The 21,558-nt window shown below is 36.4% G+C and carries 15 protein-coding genes; 13 read left to right on the forward strand and 2 right to left on the reverse strand.

What is annotated here, in order from left to right; all coding sequences use genetic code 11:
- The first annotated feature begins 65 nt into the window (after window positions 1-65).
- From IGK81_RS04490 to thiD, 3 genes are all read left to right on the forward strand, one after another.
- Window positions 66-5,387: a hypothetical protein gene (locus IGK81_RS04490; protein ID WP_141639401.1), complete on the forward strand. Its 5,322-nt coding sequence runs from the start codon at window positions 66-68 to the stop codon at window positions 5,385-5,387.
- A 75-nt stretch (window positions 5,388-5,462) separates the two neighbouring features.
- Window positions 5,463-5,903, forward strand: coding sequence for a universal stress protein (locus tag IGK81_RS04495; protein WP_010719609.1), 441 nt, complete (start codon window positions 5,463-5,465; stop codon window positions 5,901-5,903).
- 280 nt (window positions 5,904-6,183) lie between these two features.
- Window positions 6,184-7,032: a bifunctional hydroxymethylpyrimidine kinase/phosphomethylpyrimidine kinase gene (gene thiD, locus IGK81_RS04500; RefSeq protein WP_034700216.1), complete on the forward strand. Its 849-nt coding sequence runs from the start codon at window positions 6,184-6,186 to the stop codon at window positions 7,030-7,032.
- Window positions 7,033-7,227: 195 nt separating this feature from the next.
- Here the strand turns inward: thiD and IGK81_RS04505 are convergent, their stop codons facing one another.
- Window positions 7,228-7,974, reverse strand: coding sequence for a MurR/RpiR family transcriptional regulator (locus tag IGK81_RS04505; RefSeq protein WP_034700219.1), 747 nt, complete (start codon window positions 7,972-7,974; stop codon window positions 7,228-7,230).
- A gap of 176 nt (window positions 7,975-8,150) precedes the next feature.
- Here IGK81_RS04505 and pfkB point away from each other — a divergent pair, with 176 nt between their 5' ends.
- The 9 genes from pfkB (at window position 8,151) to IGK81_RS04550 (ending at window position 16,785) form a co-directional block, all read left to right on the forward strand.
- The gene (gene pfkB / locus IGK81_RS04510) at window positions 8,151-9,089 is read left to right on the forward strand and encodes a 1-phosphofructokinase (RefSeq protein WP_034700222.1); all 939 of its coding nucleotides are present in this window, start codon (window positions 8,151-8,153) and stop codon (window positions 9,087-9,089) included.
- Complete coding sequence (locus tag IGK81_RS04515) at window positions 9,086-10,510, forward strand: PTS fructose transporter subunit IIC (protein WP_034700224.1); 1,425 nt, start codon at window positions 9,086-9,088, stop codon at window positions 10,508-10,510. Before pfkB ends, IGK81_RS04515 begins: the two co-directional genes overlap by 4 nt.
- Before the next feature lie 11 nt (window positions 10,511-10,521).
- Window positions 10,522-10,980 carry a fructose PTS transporter subunit IIA gene (locus IGK81_RS04520; RefSeq protein ID WP_034700226.1) on the forward strand — a complete coding sequence of 153 codons (459 nt, stop codon included), beginning with the start codon at window positions 10,522-10,524 and terminating at the stop codon, window positions 10,978-10,980.
- On the forward strand, window positions 10,981-11,958 hold the full coding sequence (lacD, locus tag IGK81_RS04525) for a tagatose-bisphosphate aldolase (protein WP_034700228.1): 978 nt from the start codon (window positions 10,981-10,983) through the stop codon (window positions 11,956-11,958).
- 358 nt (window positions 11,959-12,316) lie between these two features.
- Window positions 12,317-12,628, forward strand: coding sequence for an LPXTG cell wall anchor domain-containing protein (locus IGK81_RS04530; protein WP_010737322.1), 312 nt, complete (start codon window positions 12,317-12,319; stop codon window positions 12,626-12,628).
- Complete coding sequence (locus IGK81_RS04535) at window positions 12,625-13,284, forward strand: WxL domain-containing protein (protein WP_034700230.1); 660 nt, start codon at window positions 12,625-12,627, stop codon at window positions 13,282-13,284. The genes IGK81_RS04530 and IGK81_RS04535 overlap by 4 nt, the downstream gene beginning before the upstream one ends.
- Window positions 13,285-13,312: 28 nt before the next feature.
- Window positions 13,313-14,023: a WxL domain-containing protein gene (locus IGK81_RS04540; protein WP_010737324.1), complete on the forward strand. Its 711-nt coding sequence runs from the start codon at window positions 13,313-13,315 to the stop codon at window positions 14,021-14,023.
- Window positions 14,024-14,036: 13 nt separating this feature from the next.
- A complete protein-coding gene (locus IGK81_RS04545) occupies window positions 14,037-15,050 on the forward strand; it encodes a DUF916 and DUF3324 domain-containing protein (RefSeq protein WP_010737325.1) in 1,014 nt (337 codons plus the stop codon).
- 13 nt (window positions 15,051-15,063) lie between these two features.
- On the forward strand, window positions 15,064-16,785 hold the full coding sequence (locus IGK81_RS04550; RefSeq protein WP_034700233.1) for a hypothetical protein: 1,722 nt from the start codon (window positions 15,064-15,066) through the stop codon (window positions 16,783-16,785).
- Between the two features lie 197 nt (window positions 16,786-16,982).
- Here the strand turns inward: IGK81_RS04550 and cls are convergent, their stop codons facing one another.
- Window positions 16,983-18,434 carry a cardiolipin synthase gene (cls, locus tag IGK81_RS04555; protein WP_010737327.1) on the reverse strand — a complete coding sequence of 484 codons (1,452 nt, stop codon included), beginning with the start codon at window positions 18,432-18,434 and terminating at the stop codon, window positions 16,983-16,985.
- A 350-nt stretch (window positions 18,435-18,784) separates the two neighbouring features.
- On the opposite strand from cls, the gene IGK81_RS04560 reads away from it, so the two are divergent.
- Entirely contained in the window at window positions 18,785-21,451 is a 2,667-nt protein-coding gene (locus IGK81_RS04560; RefSeq protein ID WP_010719606.1) for a cation-translocating P-type ATPase, read from the forward strand.
- Window positions 21,452-21,558 lie beyond the last annotated feature (107 nt).

The following is a 21,558-nucleotide window of genomic DNA, read 5'->3' on the forward strand; positions in this document are numbered from 1 at the left end:
CATTGCTAGTAAATTAGTTGTTCCCTAAAAAACTAAGTATATTAATGAAGAACGGAGAAATGCAAATGGAAAGAGACTTTTATGAGAAAGAATATATGAAGATTAGAGGAAATGAAGTATCTTGTAAAGAAAATGAAGAGTGGATCACAATTAACCTATACAACAATCCCAATTTATTGGCGGATAGTGTTTATTTATTGAATAAATTATGGGATGAAAAAGATGTACTATATGGACATGTTTTTCAGAATAAAAAAGAAATTTTAGAAAAAAGTATATTGAAACGATTGCCAGAAAATCAAAAAAATATATTTTTAGACTGGCAAGAGGTTACACAGTTAATCGCTAAGGCTGACTATGGAACAAGACAAAACTTTAGGGAGTTGTTCCTTAAAAAAAAATTATTTTCTTTAGAAGAAAAGGCGAAAGTTTGTGTGGCTTTTCAAGAGTTGATAAACGATATCAAAGATAAAAAGGAAAAAAAGTTTAAAGAGCAATTTTATGCTAGTTATTCATTAGATGATAGCGAACTAAGTGAATCCACGGAAATTTATCATTATTTACATCCATTCGAGAATGAAAAAATAGTTAAATCAATGAATAATATCGAACAACTATTTATTGATTTGGTGTCTCCTTCTAGTAGTACAAAAAGAAAATGGGGGAATCAAATGGATGATGTAGTCCGAGCTAGTTTGATTTTAAAACGGAAATTATCCTCGACACAATTGAAAAATGATTTATTCAAAAGAATGGTGGAGCCCCATGTTTTTTCTGATAACCATCCAAACTTTAATACGTTTATGGAGACAACCGTTAACCCCTATCTTAAGAAAAATCCTGCCACAGATCCTGACTATAGTTATTTGCCAATTAAAAAAGAACAGGAACAAATTGAATTATTTCTGACAAACGAGGTAGAACCATACTACTTATTAGCATTGAAAGAAATCCGAAAAGGATTTAGAAAAGCATCAACAGATCTATTCACACATATCTACTTACATACAACGATTGAAGAAAAACGATATATCATTGATGGCTATGCAAAACAGTATTTAACTACATTTGATTATTTGGATTTTATGCTCAGGACAAGACAACAACGATCTCAGGGAAAATGGAATGAAAATGATCGTTTACAAGAAAGTCTCCATCTACTCGTGGATGGAAAAAGCAGAAGGGCTTACGAGGAACGAGCGTATTATTTGGCTTATCTTGAAGAGACGACATTACCAAATTCTCTAAAAGATACTTTGAAATACCTCTTATTGAACGAGCTAACTTCTGCTGAAAAAGCACAAGCGTTAGAGCTTGTTCCTGAGAAAAGACAATTGTTACTACTGACAAAAGAATTAGATAGAAAGACTGTATATGAACTTGAAGCAATCCAACAAGGCAAAAAACAGGTAACAGATGATTATTTTTTAGTGGCCTTAGCGGTGTATAAAAAGACCGATTCGAAAAAGCATCAAGAAAAAATCAAAGAACAAGCCAAAAAATACCTAACGGAAAGTAAGTATGTTGAATTTGAAATTCATACCCAATTTCAAGATGAATTTAGAAAAAAATCAGTCACACAACCAAATGTAGATTTTCAAGAAAATGGACTAAGTCGTTTTCTTAAGAGGGAAGACTTATCTGCTAATGAAGTTCGGGCTTTTTACTTGGCGTATCTTGATGCACAAAAATTACCGAATAATATCCAAATGATTTTTGAAAAAGTTTTGACTAAAGATTTAACGGATAAAGAAAAAAAAGAAGTGATAACGCTATACTCAGAGAAAAGACAATTATTATTGCTGGCAAAATACTTAGAAAGCGATATTGTGTTCGAACTTGAAAAAATCCAACAAGGGAAAAAAAGGGGAACAGATGATTATTTCAGAGCGATATATAATAACAGTGATTCGATACTAGCTCGAGAAATGATTAAAGAAGAAGCTCAAAAATATTTGACTGAAAGTAATTACCTAGCATTTGATATAAACAACCAACTCCAAGAGGAAAGTAGAAAAACGGACTTTACTTTACCGACAGTTGACTTTAAAGATGAAGTACTACGGTATTTTATTGACCATGAAGTATCATCAAAAAGTGAAATGATCATTTATTATCTAGCCTACCTTGAAGCTAAAGAAATACCAAGTGATTTAGAAACAATAAAAAACTTGAAAAAAAATGTCGCAACCCCAAACCAAATCGATATTGATGAATTGATTTTAGAAAAAAAACAACTTCTAACAATAGTTAACGAAATAGGCCCAAGCGCATATGAAAGATTAAGATATGACATAGGAGTATCAATCGGCTTCTTTACGGAGATGTATGAAAAAGTGAATTCAGTTGATACTCAGCAGTTCATCAAAAATCAAGCACAGTTGTCTTTAGATGCTGAAAAACATTTAGAATTTAAAAAACGTATTGCACTTTATGAACTAAGCAAATCTAGTAAATTAACCTTTGAAGTTGACTCTTTTATTCAAAGACAACGTCATTCTCAACAAAAAAATGGGGAGAACTATCGAACAAAAATCAGCCTTGAAGACATAGGAAGATTGAGAGAGCACAATCTGTCTTCTCTAGCTGAGAGGATGGTTTATGTCCAGAAGTCTACCGAAGAAATAGAAAGCAAAAAAAACGATGAACCAAAAAGTGTCAAGGAAGAATTACAAGTTTTTCTTGCTCTAATTTCTCATTTTGATGCTGATGATAAATATAGATATATGGACAGTCATTTTGAAAATATATATAGTTCAGTCAAAAAAACATCTCATAATGGGAAACACATTTTATCTCTACCAAAAAAAAATAAGGCTTTAAATAAATTAAAGGATAAGTGGGTACTGTATGATGAAGAAAAGGGAAGAAACTGGCAGTCAGTATTAGAACTTAATAAACAGAAACAATCGAATATTACCGGTTTTATTAGCCGAATCATTTTATTACCTACATGGCAATCTGTAGCCGAAATTGAGCCTTTATTTATCGCTGTAAAGAAGAGAATAGAGAAAAGATTAGAACGATTTAGCCAAGAAGTGAAAGCAAGTCAATCGAAAACGGATAAAGAAATTTTAGACCTTGCAGAAAAAGACCCTGAAATCAAAGAACTACTTACATACTATCAAAAAATTGCTCCGGCAGTTCCGTTGAAAGATTTTGCAAAGACAACGCCAACCGTCGTTGCTCATTTTAAAAATTCAGCACATCAACTTGCAAGAGAAGATTTAGGGGAAGATACAGAGTTATCTGAACAAATTTATGAGCTAGGTAAGCAAGACCTCCCGTTTTGTGCAGATTTAATCCAATATTTGGCATCAACTGGTATCAATGAAAAAGCGAAAGATATTCTAATATCTCCTAATGAGGAAAGTCAAAGAAGAGCCAAACAAATAATAGAAATTTATAATCAAAAGCTCGACATGGCGCAGCAAAAAAATATTTTGGAAACTGAAAAGAAGCAGCAGCAGATTGAGAATGATACCCAACTGAAAGAATTAGTAAGGAATGGTGTCTTTAACTTTCAAAAAGATAAGCGTAAAGAAATACATATAGGACAGGCTAATGTTGATTCTGTTACGAAAAATAAACAATTACAGAAATTTATAAAAGAACTAGCTGAAAATTTAGATACAGATATGCAAAGAGAAGCAGCGATTCAAACAGTAATGAAACCAAATTTAAGTTTGGAGGAAAGGAAAAAGTTTTACGCTTACCTAAAAAACGACCCGTTTCTTCCATTATTCTTACAGAAGGATAACTTATCAAAACTTGAATTAAAAGCTTATGTAGATGTTTGTCTTAAAAAAACAGACTTATCTTTTAAAGGGAAAATTTCTAGCTGTTTGAGGGATTATTTAACAGTAACTGAAAAAGAAAAGCTAAACAAATTGATTACTGAAAAAGAAGTTATCCGTGCAGTTGCAGAAGAAATCAATCTTCAAATAGCTTTAGAATTGGAGCGAGTAGTAAACCAAAACAAACAAGAGATTGATCCACTCGTAGCAGTTTATCGTCAAACGTCCTTTACACCAATTAAAGAGTTTGTCCTACAACATGTTGATTCATCATTGACTGATGAAAATCGCTCTGAATTTTATCAGAAAATTGATTCTGTAGCTCCTATAAATCAACTAGATCAGACTAAATGGAAGGCCCCCTCAACAAATAAAAATGTAAAACAAGAAAATGATAGATTCTTATTTTCATTGATGGATGAAATGAAAGAAACATTAGAGCAGCAAAAACTTGTTTATTACTTTCCAGAAATAGTTAAACAAATTTTGCCTCCTAAAATTAGGAATTTGGAGGAAATAGATAAAGAATATCAAATAACAAGAGAAAGATTAGAGGAAGCGGGTATCCATTTTACATACGGGCAAATGCAAAAGTGGATAGACACTTTTGATGAAGGTCCTATAGTAAACGATAATAATCATATATCAATACTTAAAACAATTGCAAAAGTAATTGAAAAACATATGGAACGAAAAGGAATTCTAATAGAGAATATTCCAACCGACAAAGCGGAAAATAATATAGTAAAAGAAGAATTAATAGCAGCAATCGAACAATCAGTAGTCAAGATTAACAAGGATGACTCCGATAAAAGTGTAGAAGAAAAGTTTAGGGATCATCTTTCGAATTATCCAATTATTCTAAATTTAATAAAGGAACAACCTGAAATAGGGAAAAAATTACTGAAAAAATGTCAGGACAGACTTCCTTTTGTTTCGCTAACTTCTTCAAAAGAATTTCGTGAAATTGTCGATAATGAGTTCGCTATAAGAAATACTAACATTAGGAAGTTTGCACGAAAACATGCCCCGCAAGTAAGAAGTCAAATGACAGTAGAAAAACAAATCTATGATTTGTATCAAGAAAATCCAGCTTGGTGCTGTGAAAATTTACGAGCGATCCTCGTCGATTATGTTGGGTTCAAGAATATAAATTTAAACCCAATTTATAGACCTAAATTATACTCTTTTCAAGCGTGTGGTAATTTTGATCAATGGAGATTACGGGGTAAAGCACAAAAAATAACGGATTTTTATACAGGTATCGCTTCAAATTTAGAAAGAGTATTACCTAAAGAACTTCAAGAAAAAGAACCAGTGAATAAGGAAAGACAGACTGAAATATCATTAGAGTCAATAGTGACCAAGCATGAGAAGTTAAATAATGATATGGTTTTAACAGAGACGAACGAAAAGAAGAAGTTATTTCCTGCCAGGGATTATTTTGAATCGAAAAGTAATTTAGGACAAATGAAGCTGCTAGAAAAAAAACTGCGTATGACTCAGATAAAAGAAAAAGCAAGCCAAGAAGGTCACAGCTCTAATGAAAGAAAACCGCATGAACAAGTTCAAAGACAAGCGAATCGCTAAGTTTGGTCAGTGCTAGTAAATTAGTTGTTCCCTTAAAATAATCGTGCTACACTGATTGTAAAGGAGGCGGTTTCAATGGCAGACACCTATAAAAATATATTAGTAGCAATTGATGGATCAGAAAAAGCAGAAAAAGCCTTTTCTGAAGCAGTTACAATTGCAAAAAGAAATCAGGCAAAGCTACACATTTTGTACGTAAACGAAGTAACGGGTAACTATTTCGGTGATTTTGCATTTGTTACAACGAACTTACAAGAGGAATTAGATGAAGTTGCAGAAAACCAAATGAAAGAGCATCGCAACTTAGCAATTGAAAAGGGACTAACAGATATCGAGACGTATATTTTGTATGGATATCCGAAAACATTGATTGCAAATTTCAATGAATCAAAGGAAAAAATTGATTTGATTGTTATGGGGGCTACAGGATTGAATGCCGTGGAACGTGTCTTAGTTGGGTCAACTACTTCTTATGTAGTCACACATGCACCGTGCAATGTGTTGGTAGTAAAATAACGTCACTCGCTAGTTAGTGAGAGGATGCTAGAACTGAGCAGTACACTGAAGAAGCAAATAAAAAAGTAAGCCGAAGAAGCTGAGCATCATCTCTTTTATGTCAGTATTCTTCGGTTTTTTGTCATGCTTTTTTCTTTTTGCTTTCCCTTTTTTACTAATCAGCAAATGATTAGTGGATGGAAATGCCTATTTATATACGATTTGATTCCTTAAAGTAAGAAGTGGTATAGTTGTGTAGAATAGGGAATGAGTTGGAAAAATAAAAAAGGGAATGAAGCGTATGAACGACCAATATGTACAAGTCATGACGATCGCGGGATCAGACAGTGATGGAAGTGCAGGAATGCAAGCAGATATGCATACTTTCTTTACCCGTGGCGTCTATGGTGTATCAGTTATGACGGCTTGTGTGGCAGGAAATTCTTATGGGATCGGAGCAAGTGTGACCTTACCAAGTGCGTTCATTGATAAAGAATTTTCTTTGATCGCTGAAGACTATCAAATAAGAGCGGCTAAAACAGGTATGCTAGCTGATGCAGAATTGATTGAAACAGTAGTTAAAAATTATCAACAGTATAACTTCGGTCCTTTAGTGGTCGACCCGGTAATCGTGACGAAGCATGGAAATCTATTATTAGAAGAAGCTGCTTTAAGTAGTCTGAAAGAAAAACTAGTACCGTTAGCGACTGTCTTGACGCCGAATTTCTATGAAGCAGAGAAATTAACTGGACGAACCTTAACGACAGATGAAGATTATGTTCAGGCCGCTGTTGACTTACAAGCAATGGGTGCCAAAAATGTGATGATCAAAGGATTTCATACGAAAGAAAGTAATCAAGAAGAAGTAAGAGATTATGTGTTGCTGGAATCTGGACGATCATTTTGGTTAAGTGCAGTCTTTTATCCGACAGATCGAATCAACGGTACAGGAGACACATTGTCGGCTTGCATTGCTGCAGAATTAGCAAAAGGAAAAACAGTAGAAGAAGCAATCCGAACGGCAAAAGACTATGTCAATATTGCAATTGGTGAAGAAATCATTGTCGGTCACAAGTATGGACCCATCAATCATTGGGCAGCAGAAAAACAACTGGCAGCGAAAAATTGTTCTTCAAAGAAGAATCAATAGGTATCTAAAAGAATCGTTTTTTGCTGTTTTTGTAATTTTTCAAAAAAGTATAAGTAAATCATAAAAATAGCTGGTTAAAGTAACCGAGAAAGACAGAGGAGGATCATTCATTGATGATCACTCCACTGTCTTTCGTTTGTTTTATTCAAAAAAATAAGTTCATAGAGTATGAAAGTAAACGATCCATGTTCTCTTTTACTCGCTTGTTCTCAATGCGTATGCATCTAATAAAATACGCGCTAATATCGACAATGGGAGTCTGGATCTTACTTCGTAATCAGGAAAAAATGAACCCTCTGATTTAAACCCAACAAAAGCGATTTCAATAAATTGCATCATACTAGAGTATTGATTCGCGGTTAAGAGTACCGTCCCAATCTCTGCGTTATAACAATTTTGAGCAGCAACTACTAATTCGCTTGTTTCGCCATTTAAAGAAACAAAAATAGCAATATCTTCTTTATGTAACGTTTTACTGATATTTTTGATGATTTCAGGATCAGTGTGAAGCTCACAGTATTTGCCTGCAAGTTGAAATTTAACCATCATTTCTTGGGCGATTAATTCTGAAAAGCCACGCGCAAAAATAATGATCCGACGTGCAACTTTGATTTTTTGGATGGCATCCTCAATGTTGCCGATTTCAATCATATTGATTGTACGTGTTACTTCTTCTTCATTTTTTAAAATAGCTTTCCGAATCCCTCGATCCACTTTTTCTAAAGTAGAAAAGTTGATCGTTTGATTTCCCTTTTCTTTTAAATGGTGTTTGAAAGAAGTAAAACCTTCATAACCTTTCTTTTTCATAGTTCGAACGATGGTTGCCGTTGACACATTAGCTAATTCACTCAGTTTGATGATCGAATAATCAGGAATATCTAAAATATGTGCCTCAATAAAACGCCACAAATATTGTTCAGACTCACTTAGCTTGTTTTCCATGTATGATCCCTCGCTTGATGTATAGAATAGAAAGAAATTGTGGCACTTTTTCTGTAGAAAAGAATAAAAACAAATGTTTTCTGCTATTTGTAAAAGTTTTCATTGAATATGTTTGATTATGAAAACATTTACAATAGGCTCTGCTTCATAATAAAGGAAAGAAGGGAGGGAGTCAATTGGCCGTTTATACGTGTACGTTAAATCTAGCAATTGATTTATTTATTGAAACGGATCAATTAAATCCTTTTGTTGTAAATCGCACGAATCAAGATGATATTCAAGCGAATGGTAAAGGTGTCAATGTGTCGCTGATTTTAAAAATGTTAGGTATCGAAAGTACAGCAATGGGGATTAAAGCAGGTTTTACTGGACAATATATCGAAGATTTTTTAAAAGAAAGAAGTATCAAAACGGACTTTTTAGAAGTTCCTGGGATGACTAGGATCAATGTATTTACTCAGGTAAAACAAGAAAATGCAGAATACAAACTGGTAAACAAAGGCCCAGAATTAACGAAAAACCAAGTGATGCAATTTTTAAAGAAAATTGAGAATCTTAAAATGGGCGATTATCTTTGTGTTTCAGGAAGCTTGCCTCAAGGTGTTTCTCCAGCAGTTTTAGTCGAAATCAGTCGCATTTGTCAAAAGAATAAAGTCTTTTTGATTATTGACAGCAGCTACTCCGAAATATTGGATTGTTTACCATACCAACCGTTTTTGTTAAAGCCAAACGAAGAAGAATTGCGAATATGGTTCCAGACAGAGAGGAATACCAAAGAAGCGTATATTTTTTATGGAAAAGAGTTGTTAAGAAGAGGAGCTCAAAATGTGTTAATTTCACTTGGCAGTGAAGGCGCTTTATTTCTGAATAAAGAACAAGTATTATTCGGTAATTCGCCAAAAGGAATAGTAGTGAATACCGCATGTGCGGGTGACAGTTTACTGGGGGCATTTTTAGCTGGGTGGTTGAAACAAAAAACAATTCAAGAGTCATTGAAAGAAGGGCTCACAGCTGGGAGTTCTACGGCTTTTCGTAAAGGGTTAACCGATTTTTCGGATGTTGAGGAATTAATGACACAAATCAATGTGATTCAAGAAGAGGGGGAGAAAGTATGACGAAGTATCAACTGATTGCAGCCACTGGTTGCCCAACAGGAATTGCCCATACGTATATGGCACAAGAAGCATTAGAACAAGCAGCCAAACGAAAAGGTATTACGATCAAGGTTGAAACGCACGGACAAATAGGAGTAGAGAATGAACTGTCACATGAAGAGATTCAAGAAGCTGATGCGGTAATTGTTGCAGCAGATAAAGATGTTCAGCCAGAACGATTTGCGGGGAAACGAATCATTGATGTTTCTGTTAGTGTGGGGATTAAAGAAGCAGATCGCTTGATTGAAGAGGCACTAGCTGGTAAAGGCTCAATTGTAACAAAGTCTCAAATAGCCGATACGATTGAAGATGTGGACCAGCGTTCCGCTAATTCACTGGGACACAGTGTTTATAAGAATTTAATGAATGGTGTTTCACATATGCTGCCATTTGTTGTAGCCGGTGGTGTTTTAATTGCTATCTCTTTTGCTGTGTGGGGCATTTATTCCTTTGATCCGACAAATGCCCAATACAATGCAACTGCTGCAATGCTGAAAAGTGTCGGAGATGCAGCGATGGGGATGATGGTTCCTATCTTATCAGCTTATATTGCAGAAGGAATTGCCAAACGACCAGGTTTAGTAGTCGGTTTAGTAGGCGGCTTGGTAGCAAATGCAGGAGGAACAGGCTTTTTAGGGGGGATTTTATCAGGCTTTTTAGCAGGTTACTTTATTCTACTTTTGCAAAAACTATTAAAAAACTTGCCAAAGTCATTAGATGGATTGAAAGCAATTTTTCTTTATCCCGTGATTGGTGTAGCGACGATTGGGACAATTATGGCCCTTTTAGCAGAACCAATGAAAATGATCAATGAAGGAATGATGAATTGGTTAGCTAGTTTTCAACATTCTAGTCCACTTGTTTTAGGAATCATTGTGGGATGTATGTGTGCATTTGATATGGGCGGACCAATCAACAAAGCAGCGTATGTCACTGGGACCGCTTTGCTAGCGCAAGGAAATACAACCTTTATGGCAGGAGTTTCTGCTGCTTGTATTGCCCCACCGTTAATTACCGGTTTTGCGACATTGTTTTTTGGTAAATATTTTGCGACAAATGATCGAAACGCTGGTTTAGTGAACTTTATTCTAGGTTCGACACATATTACCGAAGGCGCTATTCCTTTTGCTGCCAAAGACCCATTGAAGGTTTTGCCAATCATGATGTTTGGATCCTCGATTGCTGCAGTTTTAACCTATATTTTCGGGGTACAAGTCCCTGCTCCTCATGGTGGATTTTTAGTATTACCTGTTGTTACACATGGGGTGAAATGGCTGATCGCTATTTTAACTGGCTCTTTAATTGGCGGCTTTTTATTAGGATTTTTGCAAAAAAGAACTGTAACTATGAAAAATAAAATCATGGTTAAATCAATAGACTAGGAGATAATAAAATGGGCTTTATCCAAGAGCAAAATATATTTTTAAATCAAATAGGTCAAACTCAAAATGATATTTTTGAGTTTTTAGCTAAGAAAACCGTTGATTTGACTATTGCAGACAATCAAAAAGAAGTATTGGAAAAGTTAATTGAAAGAGAAAATGAAGGTACTACTGGAATGATGGACGGTTTTGCGATTCCTCATGCGAAAGCTTCAGCGATTCATCACCCGGCAGCGATTATTTTAAAACTAAAAGAAAAAGTAGTGTGGCAAAGTTTGGATGGTCAGCCAATCCAATTTATTATTGCTTTGTTTGTTCCCAATACACAAGCTGATGACGCGCATTTAAAGTTATTGTCAACAGTGGCACGTTTATTGATGCGTGATGATATAAGAGCTAGTTTAAAAGAAGCCAGTTCAGCAGATGAAATAGCCAAATTACTAAATAATCAGATAGACGAGGTAGCTTAAATGAAAAAGATCAGTCAAGGGAAACGAAACCATTTAAAAAATATAGTTGATGAAAATGGAAGGATCGGTGCCTTAGCAATTGATCAACGGGGCGCATTGAAGAAACTAATTGGTCAATACAGAGAAACAAACGATCGCGATATAGTTGGTTTTAAAGAAATCGTTTCAAAGGAATTAACACCTTATGCCTCAGCTATTTTGTTAGATCCGGAGTATGGATTACCAGCAGCGAAAGATCGTGCCCATAATACAGGACTATTATTAGCTTATGAAAAAACCGGTTATGATAGTTCGCTGCCAGGACGGTTACCAGATAGTTTGAATACTTGGTCTGTAAAAAGATTAAAAGAGGTGGGGGCAGATGCCTGCAAATTTTTATTGTATTACGATGTGGATGAAAACGAAGAAATCAATGAACAAAAGAAAGCCTATATCGAAAGAATCGGCTCAGAATGTCTTGCAGAAGAACTACCATTTTTTTTAGAAATCATTTCGTACGATGCAATTCACTCTGATACAACGACAAAAGAATATGCAAAAATAAAACCGCAAAAAGTAATTGAAGCGATGCGGGAATTTTCAAAAGAGCGATATCATGTAGATGTATTAAAAGTAGAAGTTCCTGTCAATATGAACTTTGTCGAAGGCTTTGGGAAAGAAGCTGTGTATTCAAGAGAAGAAGCTAAAGCATTCTTTCTAGCACAAAGCGCTGCAACTGAACGTCCGTTTATCTTTTTGAGTGCAGGAGTTAGCACAGAATTATTTCAGCAAACATTACGATTTGCTCATGAAGCAGGTTCTGATTTCAATGGAGTATTATGTGGACGAGCTACTTGGGCAGAAGGAGTGCCACCATTTGTGAAAGAAGGCAACGAAGCTGCAGTAGAATGGTTTCAAACCATTGGAAAAGAAAAGTTACATTCGTTAAACAACGTATTAGAGCAAACTGCTTCTTCCATATTCAATAAAATTCAATAAATCTTCATTTCATAATTTTTATACTGAAAGAAAAGTATCTATATTTGAGAAGAAAGTCGAAGAGCCAAAAGTAGTTTAACTTTGGGGCTCTTCGGCTTATTTTGTTTCATGAATGACCTAGTCTCAGCTAGTTTAGTTTAACTAGTTAAAAAAAATTCAAAAACCTCAAAAAACTCTCATTGAAAATTGTATGGCATACATTTATTACGTTGCTGGGAAAAGAGGAAGCGTGTATGATTCTGGTTTGAAAAGATATAGACCTATTTTTTGTTTTTGAGTGTTCTAACTAGTCATGAACGAAAAATCGATCCTATCTGTCATTTAATAACTATTTAAAAAGGGGAGATGCAAAATACATGTGAAGACATTTCAAAAGATTGTTTTGTATGTTTTGATTTTTTTATCGGTCCAATTATCCGTTTTAAATGATGAAGTATTTGCTTCAAGTGAAAAAAGTCAGGTGGGGATCACCTTTAAAGGGGAGCTTCCAAAAGACCCAAGTACTCTATTTTCTGCATCTGAAAAAAATCAGGTAACAAAAAAAGAAGAAAAAACACGATTTCCACAGACAAATGACCGATCCTCGTTCTTTTTAGAATGGCTGGGTTTTCTTACTTTAGTGATAGGTCTATGGCAACTGTTCAGGAAAAGAAAGAAGGAACAACAGTGAAAAAAATAATCTTAACGACTGTATTACTCAGTACAAGTTTTTTAATGGGGACTTTAACCGTACATGCCGATGATTTAAGTGGAAAAAGTACAGCAAAAATCGGCTTGACGAAACAAGATCCTGATCATCCAGTAGGGCCGATTGACCCTCTTGATCCAGATGATAACCCATCATCGAATCAACCTACTGGTAACACAGGTGATTTGCGTATTGACTATATCTCAAATATTGATTTTGGGACTCAAATGATTTCTGGGAAGACAGAGACTTACCAAGCAACAGCACCAGCTAACATGGTCGAAGCTCAAATCTCAGATTTACGAGGAACAGGGGCTGGTTGGAATCTGCAAGTAAGCTATGATCCAGCACAATCTGGTTTTTCTTCAGCTGATCAAACATTAAAAGGGGCAGAACTCACGCTACCAGTTGGGCAAACTAAAACTGTCGCAGATAGTCAATCCGCTGCGCCTGCTACAAATGAAATCACCGTCAATGATGATGCCCAAAATATCATGTCAGCAGTGAAAGATACTGGTCTGGGTACTTGGGCAGATGAAATGACAACGTCTCAAGTGAAGTTAAAAGTTCCTTCAGGGAATTTGGCAGGAGCCTACACGGCCACTTTAGTTTGGACATTAACTGATGCACCAGCATAGTTTTAATTAAAGGAGAAATGGAATAACAATGAAAAAACAAGTACTTTATACGCTAGCAACGGCCTCATTATTTTCTACTATTTTATTATCTACGATGGTGAAAGCAGACGAAACGATTGATGATTCAACTACTTCTACTGCAAAGATCACTTTTGATGGAACCAATACCGATCCGGTCACACCAGTCAATCCTAACGATCCGGATACGCCAGTTGATCCAAATAATCCGATTGATCCAGATGATCCAGATAACCATGGAACAGGAGACAATGGTCCATTATCGATCGATTATGTTTCGAATATTACATTTGGTACCAAAGATATTGCTACGACTGGACAAGTATATCATGCAGTCAATGCTTCCCCTTATGTCCAAGTAACGGATAAGCGTGGTGTAGAAGGTGGTTGGGTTTTGACAGCCTCAGCCTCAAAATTTACAGCTAGTGACAACTCAGAATTAAAAGGAGCCATTCTTTCATTTAAAAATGGTGAAGCAGCTACTAATTCAGATAATATCAGTAAAAAGCCAGTGACGAATGATGTCGTTTTTGCCAATACAGAAGCACAAACGGTCATGACAGCAGATAGTTTAGCTGGAGAAGGCACTTGGGTAGATGTCTTTAATGGAACACAAGGAGACAATGCAAATGTGCAGTTAGCGGTTCCTTCAGGATCGGCACAAGCAAAAGAATATACGGCTACGATTACCTGGACATTGACGGCAGGCCCAACGGAATAGAAAGAGGAGTAAGATGAATAAACTACGAGCATTGATTGTTTTGGTTCTTGGATTATGGGTGACTATGTTGCCAATGTCCGTCTATGCTGATTCAAATGAATCAGCATATAGCGTTAGCGCGGATATTCCAGATTTCCAAGTTGACAAGAATCTTTCGTATTTTGATTTACACCTTCAGCCCAATCAACAAAAAACAATTAAGATCCATCTAGCGAATACTGGGAAAGAAAAAGCTGCTTTTCTTGTGAACGTGAATAATGCTGCAACCAATAGCAATGGTGTGATCGATTATGGAAAAAATGAATTTAAAAAAGATCCGTCAGCCAAATACGAGTTGAATCAACTAGTAAAACCCAAAACACAAGAAGTAGAATTACCTGCGGGAAAAGCTGAGGATGTTCAATTCCAGATCACCATGCCAAAAACTGCTTTTAAGGGGATCGTTCTTGGCGGGATTCACGTTAGTAAGAAGGATGACATTAGCCAAAAAGCAAAAGGAACGGCGATCCGTAATAAATATGCCTATGTCATTGGCGTTAAATTACAAAATAGTTTGGTTAAAGTGACTCCTGACTTAAAATTAAAAAAAGTCAACGTAGGATTACAAAACTCGTATACGACAATCTTTGCAAATATCCAAAATCCGACAGCTACGATCATTAGTAAGGTGGCATTTGATGCTAAAGTGACGAAAAAAGACAGTAATGAGATACTGTATGAAACGAAAAAGGAGAATTTGTCGATCGCACCCAATACAAATTTTGATTTTCCGATCGGTTTGAACAAAGACAAAATCGCTGCAGGTAACTATACAGTGACCATTGATGCAAAAGAGCAAGGAACCACTCATCGCTGGCATATGACCTCTGATTTGACAATTAAAGCTGATAAAGCAAATAAACTAAATCATGATGCTGTGACAAATGAAAAGGGAATCCCTTATTTATCCCTCATTATCGGAATTGGACTATTTCTTGTGCTGATCATTTTATTTTTAAGTTGGAAATTACTGAAAGCAAAAAGGTAGGTGAGCTAGTCAAATGGATGCAAAAAAACAATTAAGACAAGAGCTCTTTATCTTTTTATTCTTTTTTTGTTTTTTGATCACTCTTTTCTTTTCTACTACTTCGGTGTTAGCGGATGTTACTTATCCAGAAAAGACGGAAGGACTCATTTTTGATGGGCATGTAAAAGCAACCATTTCTTATACAAAAGATCATGCACCTAATTACACAGCTGTAGGCGATAAAATTACTGTCACGACGACTTTAGAAAAACAGGACGAAGGAATTCTGCCAGATGTGTACAAGCAGTCTTCTGTCGTGATTTTATATCCCGAAGAAACTCAAGGGCTAAAATTATTCGGGGATCCAGCCTTTACTTATCAGCCAATGAATGGGAAAAATCAAACAGGTGCCTTTATTGATAGCAATACACAGTTGCAATCAACGATGTTGTGGTATTTTAATACGAATGTAAAAATATTATATTCAGACGATATCACATATAACGGTAGGATGACCCAAATCTCTGACTCAGGTTTTACAGATGGAAACTACGACGATCAATATTCCTTACAAAAATTATTGCTTCATCAAGGGGATAAAGTGTCATTATCTTACCAAGCGGAGATCACAAAAGAAGCACTAACGAAAAGTAAATTTACTTTTCATACAGCTATTTTCGATAGTCAGACAGCTACGATTGACTGGGATAATTTCCTAACAGTATCAGCGCCAAAGATTCAAGAACTAGGCCTTTCTTTTGATGAAGCAACAAAAAATAAGCAAATCACTGTTTCAGATGAGCAGTCCTACCAAACAACATTGACAGGAAATTGGGTGGGCGATCAAAGCAATCTTTCTCCTGACTTGACGATCAATGGGCAAACGATCCCAGTATCAGTAACAGATTTTAAGGAAGACGGGACGTTTTCAATTCCTGTTGATTTGAAAAATCATGGGAATTTAGGAGATAATGCAGTTCATCTTAAGATCACTAACGGCACGCAAGTAGCTGAAGATGATGCAGTGCTATCACTTGTTCAAGCAGACACACCACCAGAGGTCAAACTATTAGAACCCACAAGTGAAGTCACGGTTTCACCGACCGATCAGTCACTAGTGATCAAAGGTCAATGGAAAGATAAAGAAAGTGAGAGTATCCGTCTTTTCTATCAATTAAATGGTACGGAAAATGTTTTAGTAGATTCTATTAGTAATGAAAAGAAAGATACGTGGACAGATTTTTGTCAAAAACTCCCACTAGATCAGCTCCAATTAGGAGAAAACCACGCAGAAATTTATGGAAAAGATGCGGAAGGACAGGTTTCTGAAAAGGAGAAATTGATTATCCAATTGGTTCAAGGAACGATTTCATTTAAACAGATTGATCCAGAGATGTTATTTCAAGATTTAGTGATCACAGGGCAAACGAGCCAATCAACGACACAAAAAGCAGTGAATGTGATAGTAGAGGATACAACAGGCAAGCCAAAGGATTGGGATTTAACCGTTAAACAAGTTCAACCGTTTAGTAATGGAGATCAAAAGTTAGCGGCTCAGTTAGCCTATCAAAATGACTCGGTCCGTTCAGTGATTTCAACGACACCTGTCAATCTTTCATTAAGACAGATCAATGATAGGGAGTATTCTTTACCTCAAGACCAAGATCATCAATTCCAACTAACAGTTGCTCCAGGAGGGAAAAGTGGGGTATATCAATCTGAATTAGAATGGACTATCGTAAAAGCTCCTGGATAGAGTCATTTTTTGATAAGAGACTTACTTCATTTTTCCGCTAGCAATTTTCGACGTTTCCTAATAAGCAATAGTTAAACATAAAGAAATAAGCCGAGAAATCCAGAAACAAAAAATGTTTCTGAAGCTCTTGGCTTTTTTTGTGGCTCAAGGAAAAAACACTAGTTTCTCATGTTTTGTAAGTCTTTCCTGCGTATGATTTATAAGATAGGTGAAAACAAACGAGAAATTTGTTGTTTGAATAACAACCAGCCAGACATTTCTTTGACTGTTTCCGTGGTCATCGGTGTACATTGTTTTTCATCTTGTAAAAATTGATCTGCTAACTGGGTTAAAAAGGCTGGATCATAAATGACAGCACTGGTTTCGAAGTTCAACCGATAACTTCGAACATCTTGATTGGCAGAGCCGACCATACAAATTTCATCATCCATGATCAATGTTTTCGCATGTAAAAAACCATTCTCATAAACCAAGATTTGAACGTTTTCTTTGATCAATTGACGTGCATAATATTGGGTTGCTCGGTAAATAAACGGATGATCAGGTTTATTAGGAATCATGATCTTGACCTCTACGCCAGAAGAAGCGGCAATTTTTAAGGCAGCGATCACACTTTCATCTGGAACCAGGTAAGGTGTTTGAATCCATACCCGTTTTTTAGCAGCTGTGATCAATTTAATAAAGGATAATTTAATTTGTTCACGTTCATTGTTAGGACCGCTTGATACTAGTTGAATCGAAGTATTTTCATGCTTGTCGTCTTTCCCAAGTTCTTTTTGAAAAAAGTAATCAAGATGATAGGCAACCTTCTTTTGTTCGGGTACTGAAACATTCCAATCCGTTAGAAAACGTAGCTGTAATAATGAAGCAGCAGCGCCATAGATTCGAATATGAGTATCACGCCAATAACCAAACTTTTTGGTTGGATTGACATATTGATTGGCGATGTTAAAGCCACCGGTATAGCCGATTTTACCATCGATCACGACGATTTTACGATGGTCGTGATAATTTAAGCGGAATCGAAGTAATGCTCTTTGTGACGTGACGAATGTGTGGACGTGACCACCATTTTGGATCAAACGGTTAAAGTCTTTCGGTTTAGTGCCGTGTGAGCCAAACGCATCATATAATAAGCGGACTTCAACCCCTTCAGCAGCTTTTTCTTCAAGTAATGTCAAGATTTGTTGTCCGATGTTGTCCGTGACGAATGCATAATATTCGATATGAATCGAATGCTTTGCCTGCCGAATATCACTTAATAGAGAAGTTAATTTTTGTTGACCATCTGTTAATAAAGTGACGGAATTACGTCGGGTTAATGGCATGCGATTCAAAGAAGAGAAGAAGTCAACAAATTGTTGATGCTCTTCATTATCCATGACGGGATCATAGTGATCGATCGTATCTCCTTTGAAATCTTGAAAATTTTCTAGTTCTTTCAAGTCGCTTTGTCTCAAATAAAATTTTTTCTTATCAGTCAATCCGCGACCGAAGAAGAGATATAGGATAAATCCAAGACCTGGAAGAGCAAATAGTACGAGCAACCACGCCCAGATTGCAGCTACGTCACGAGGTTTGATTAAAATAGTTACTAAAGCAATTAGTGCATTGATGAAATAAAGGATCGTGAGAATAGTAATAACCAAAATAGCTTCCTCCTTATTTAGAATAACAAACAGTATTATATCATGAGAATCCTTAGAATCCTAAATTTGAAGTTGCAGAGATTATAAAGTGGTTTGAAAAAATAAAGAACCACAAGGCAAAGTGGTTGCAATTTTCTATTCATTCATGTAGGATAAGAATATAGTTGAATATCTCCTTAGGGGAGTAACCGACAACGTTTGTTGTGATAATATCAACAGTAAGTTAACCATTTGGTTTTCTGGTATTGTATGAAATGGTGAGACCTAAGACAAATCCGCATTTGTCTTAGGTCTCTTTTTTTTCAGTCAGAAAACTTTTTGGTAACGAAAAACAAAATGGGGGATGGAATTTGGAAAACAAAGAACAGGCTCAGCAAGTTGTCTATAAAGAACCAATTGACTCGCTGATGCAAAAAACACAGAGCTCAATCGATGGTTTGAGTACATCACAAGCAAAAGAAAAGTTAGAAAGAGACGGATTGAATCAGTTAAAAGAAGCACCTAAGAAGCCAACGTGGAAATTGTTTTTAGAAACTTTTAAAGATGCAATGGTTATTGTCTTGTTGATTGTCGCTTTGATTCAAATGGTCATGGGAGATTATATCGAATTTTTCGTTATTTTTGCCGTATTGATGTTGAACTCCGTGATTAGTGTGATCCAAACGAAGAAAGCAGAAGGTTCTTTAGAGGCATTGAAAAATCTTTCTGCACCTGATGCACGTGTGATTCGTGATGGAAAAGAAAAAACGATCCCTGCGAATGAACTGGTTGTAGGAGATATCGTTTTATTGGAAGCAGGAGATTATGTCCCTGCCGATGGTCGGTTGTTAGAAGCTGGATCATTGAAAGTGGATGAAGGGATGCTAACTGGTGAATCGACAGCATCGGAAAAAGAAGTAACTGATATTAGTCAGACAGTGCCGATTGGTGATCGTATCAACATGGTATTTAGTGGAACAATCATTACTTATGGTCGTGGGAAATTCTTAGTTACCGCTACTGGAAATAACACAGAAATCGGTGAGGTGGCAGGGTTACTTGAATCAACAACTGAACAAGTAACACCACTACAGCGTGGATTAGATAAATTTAGTAAGAAGTTAAGTTTAGCGATTTTAGCTTTATCGTTAGTTATTTTAGGTATCCAATTGTTCCGAATCTATCTTGGCGGCGGCACAGGTGATTTAACTGCTGATATCGTTAGTGCAGTAATGTTTGCAGTCGCTGTTGCGGTTGCTGCCATCCCAGAAGCATTACAATCAATCGTAACGATCGTTTTATCCTTGGGAACCAATAAAATGGCGAAGCGACATGCCATTATCCGAAAATTACCAGCAGTGGAAACACTGGGTTCGACTAGTATTATTTGTACAGATAAAACTGGGACATTGACCCAAAATAAGATGACGGTAGTTGATTATTATCTAGCGAATGGTTCGACTGGAGATTTTACCGATGATCCAAAAAAATGGACAGACGATGAAAGACGCTTGATTGAAATCAGTGTATTAGCCAATGATGCTTCCATCAGTGAAGATGGTACGAAACTTGGAGATCCGACAGAGGTAGCGTTTATTGATTTTAGTGAAAAATTGAATCAACCGTATCAAGAAATCCGTAACAACTATCCAAGAAAAGCTGAATTACCATTTGATTCTGACCGAAAATTAATGTCGACTGCTCATAACATTGATCAGGGACACTATCTTTTTGTTAAAGGTGGACCAGATATCGTGTTTGCTCGCAGTAAAAAGGTCTTGCTAAATGGTGAAGTTGTACCAATGACAGAGGAATTGATGAAACAATTCAAAGAACAAAATGAAGCTTTCTCAAACAAGGCATTGCGTGTTTTAGCCTTTGCTTATCGCCCAATTGAAAGTCCAGAGTTGTCATTTGAAGATGAAAATGACTTGATTCTAGTTGGATTACTTGCCATGATCGATCCTCCAAGAGCAGAAGTCACACAAGCAGTTAAAGAAGCTCGAAGCGCTGGAATTAAAACAATTATGATCACTGGAGACCACAAAACGACTGCTGTTGCGATCGCGAAAGAAATTGGGATCTTTGCAGAAGGAGATCAAGCACTTACAGGGACAGAGTTAGATGAATTGACCGAAGATCAATTAAACGAAGTCTTGGAAAAAGTGACTGTATACGCACGTGTATCTCCTGAAAACAAGATCCGAATCGTACGTGCATGGCAAACAAAAGGACACATTTCTGCGATGACAGGCGATGGAGTTAATGATGCTCCGGCCTTGAAACAAGCGGATATTGGTATTGCCATGGGTACGGGTACGGATGTATCGAAAGATGCGGCAGCGATGGTCTTGACCGATGATAACTTTGCTTCAATCGTTAGTGCCGTAGAAGTAGGACGTAATGTTTTTGATAATATCAAAAAGGCGATTGCCTATTTATTCTCTGGAAACTTAGGTGCGATCATTGCGATTGTCTTCGCTTTAGTTGCTGATTGGTCCAATCCATTTACAGCATTACAATTATTGTTTATCAACTTAGTCAACGACTCATTACCAGCGATTGCTTTAGGAACAGAAAAAGCCGAACCAGCTACAATGAAACGTCCACCAAGAGATCCAAATTCAGGAATCTTTACCGATAAAACATTGATTTCGGTTACTTATCGAGGCGTACTAATCGGTATCGCAGTCATTTTTGCGCAGTGGTTAGGAATGCAACATTCACCAGAATTTGGCGTAGCAATGTCGTTTTCAACATTGATCTGGTGTCGAACATTACAAACATTCCCTGCGCGTTCTAACACACAAACAGCGATCCAAGCAGGTTTCTTCGCAAATCGAAGCGTATTGTTAGCTGTTGTAGTATGTAGTGCATTGTATTGCTTGACGATGATCCCAGGCTTGAAAGAAGTCTTTTCAATTCCAGCAGCATTTGGTTTGACAGAAGTCTTTACGTCAATCGGGATTGCCTTAGTAACGATCATTTTAATGGAAATCACAAAACTGATCCTTGTACACGTACAAAAAGAGAAATAAATAGGAATACCTGGGATAATTTTTTGATGTGCTATTCAAAAGTTAACAGCAGAGTATTTCACCAACTGGCTGGTATGGCTTCGGGATTCAACCGAATGTATACCAGC

This window comes from Enterococcus sp. DIV0703 (assembly GCF_051711065.1).
GTDB lineage: Bacteria > Bacillota > Bacilli > Lactobacillales > Enterococcaceae > Enterococcus_B > Enterococcus_B hirae.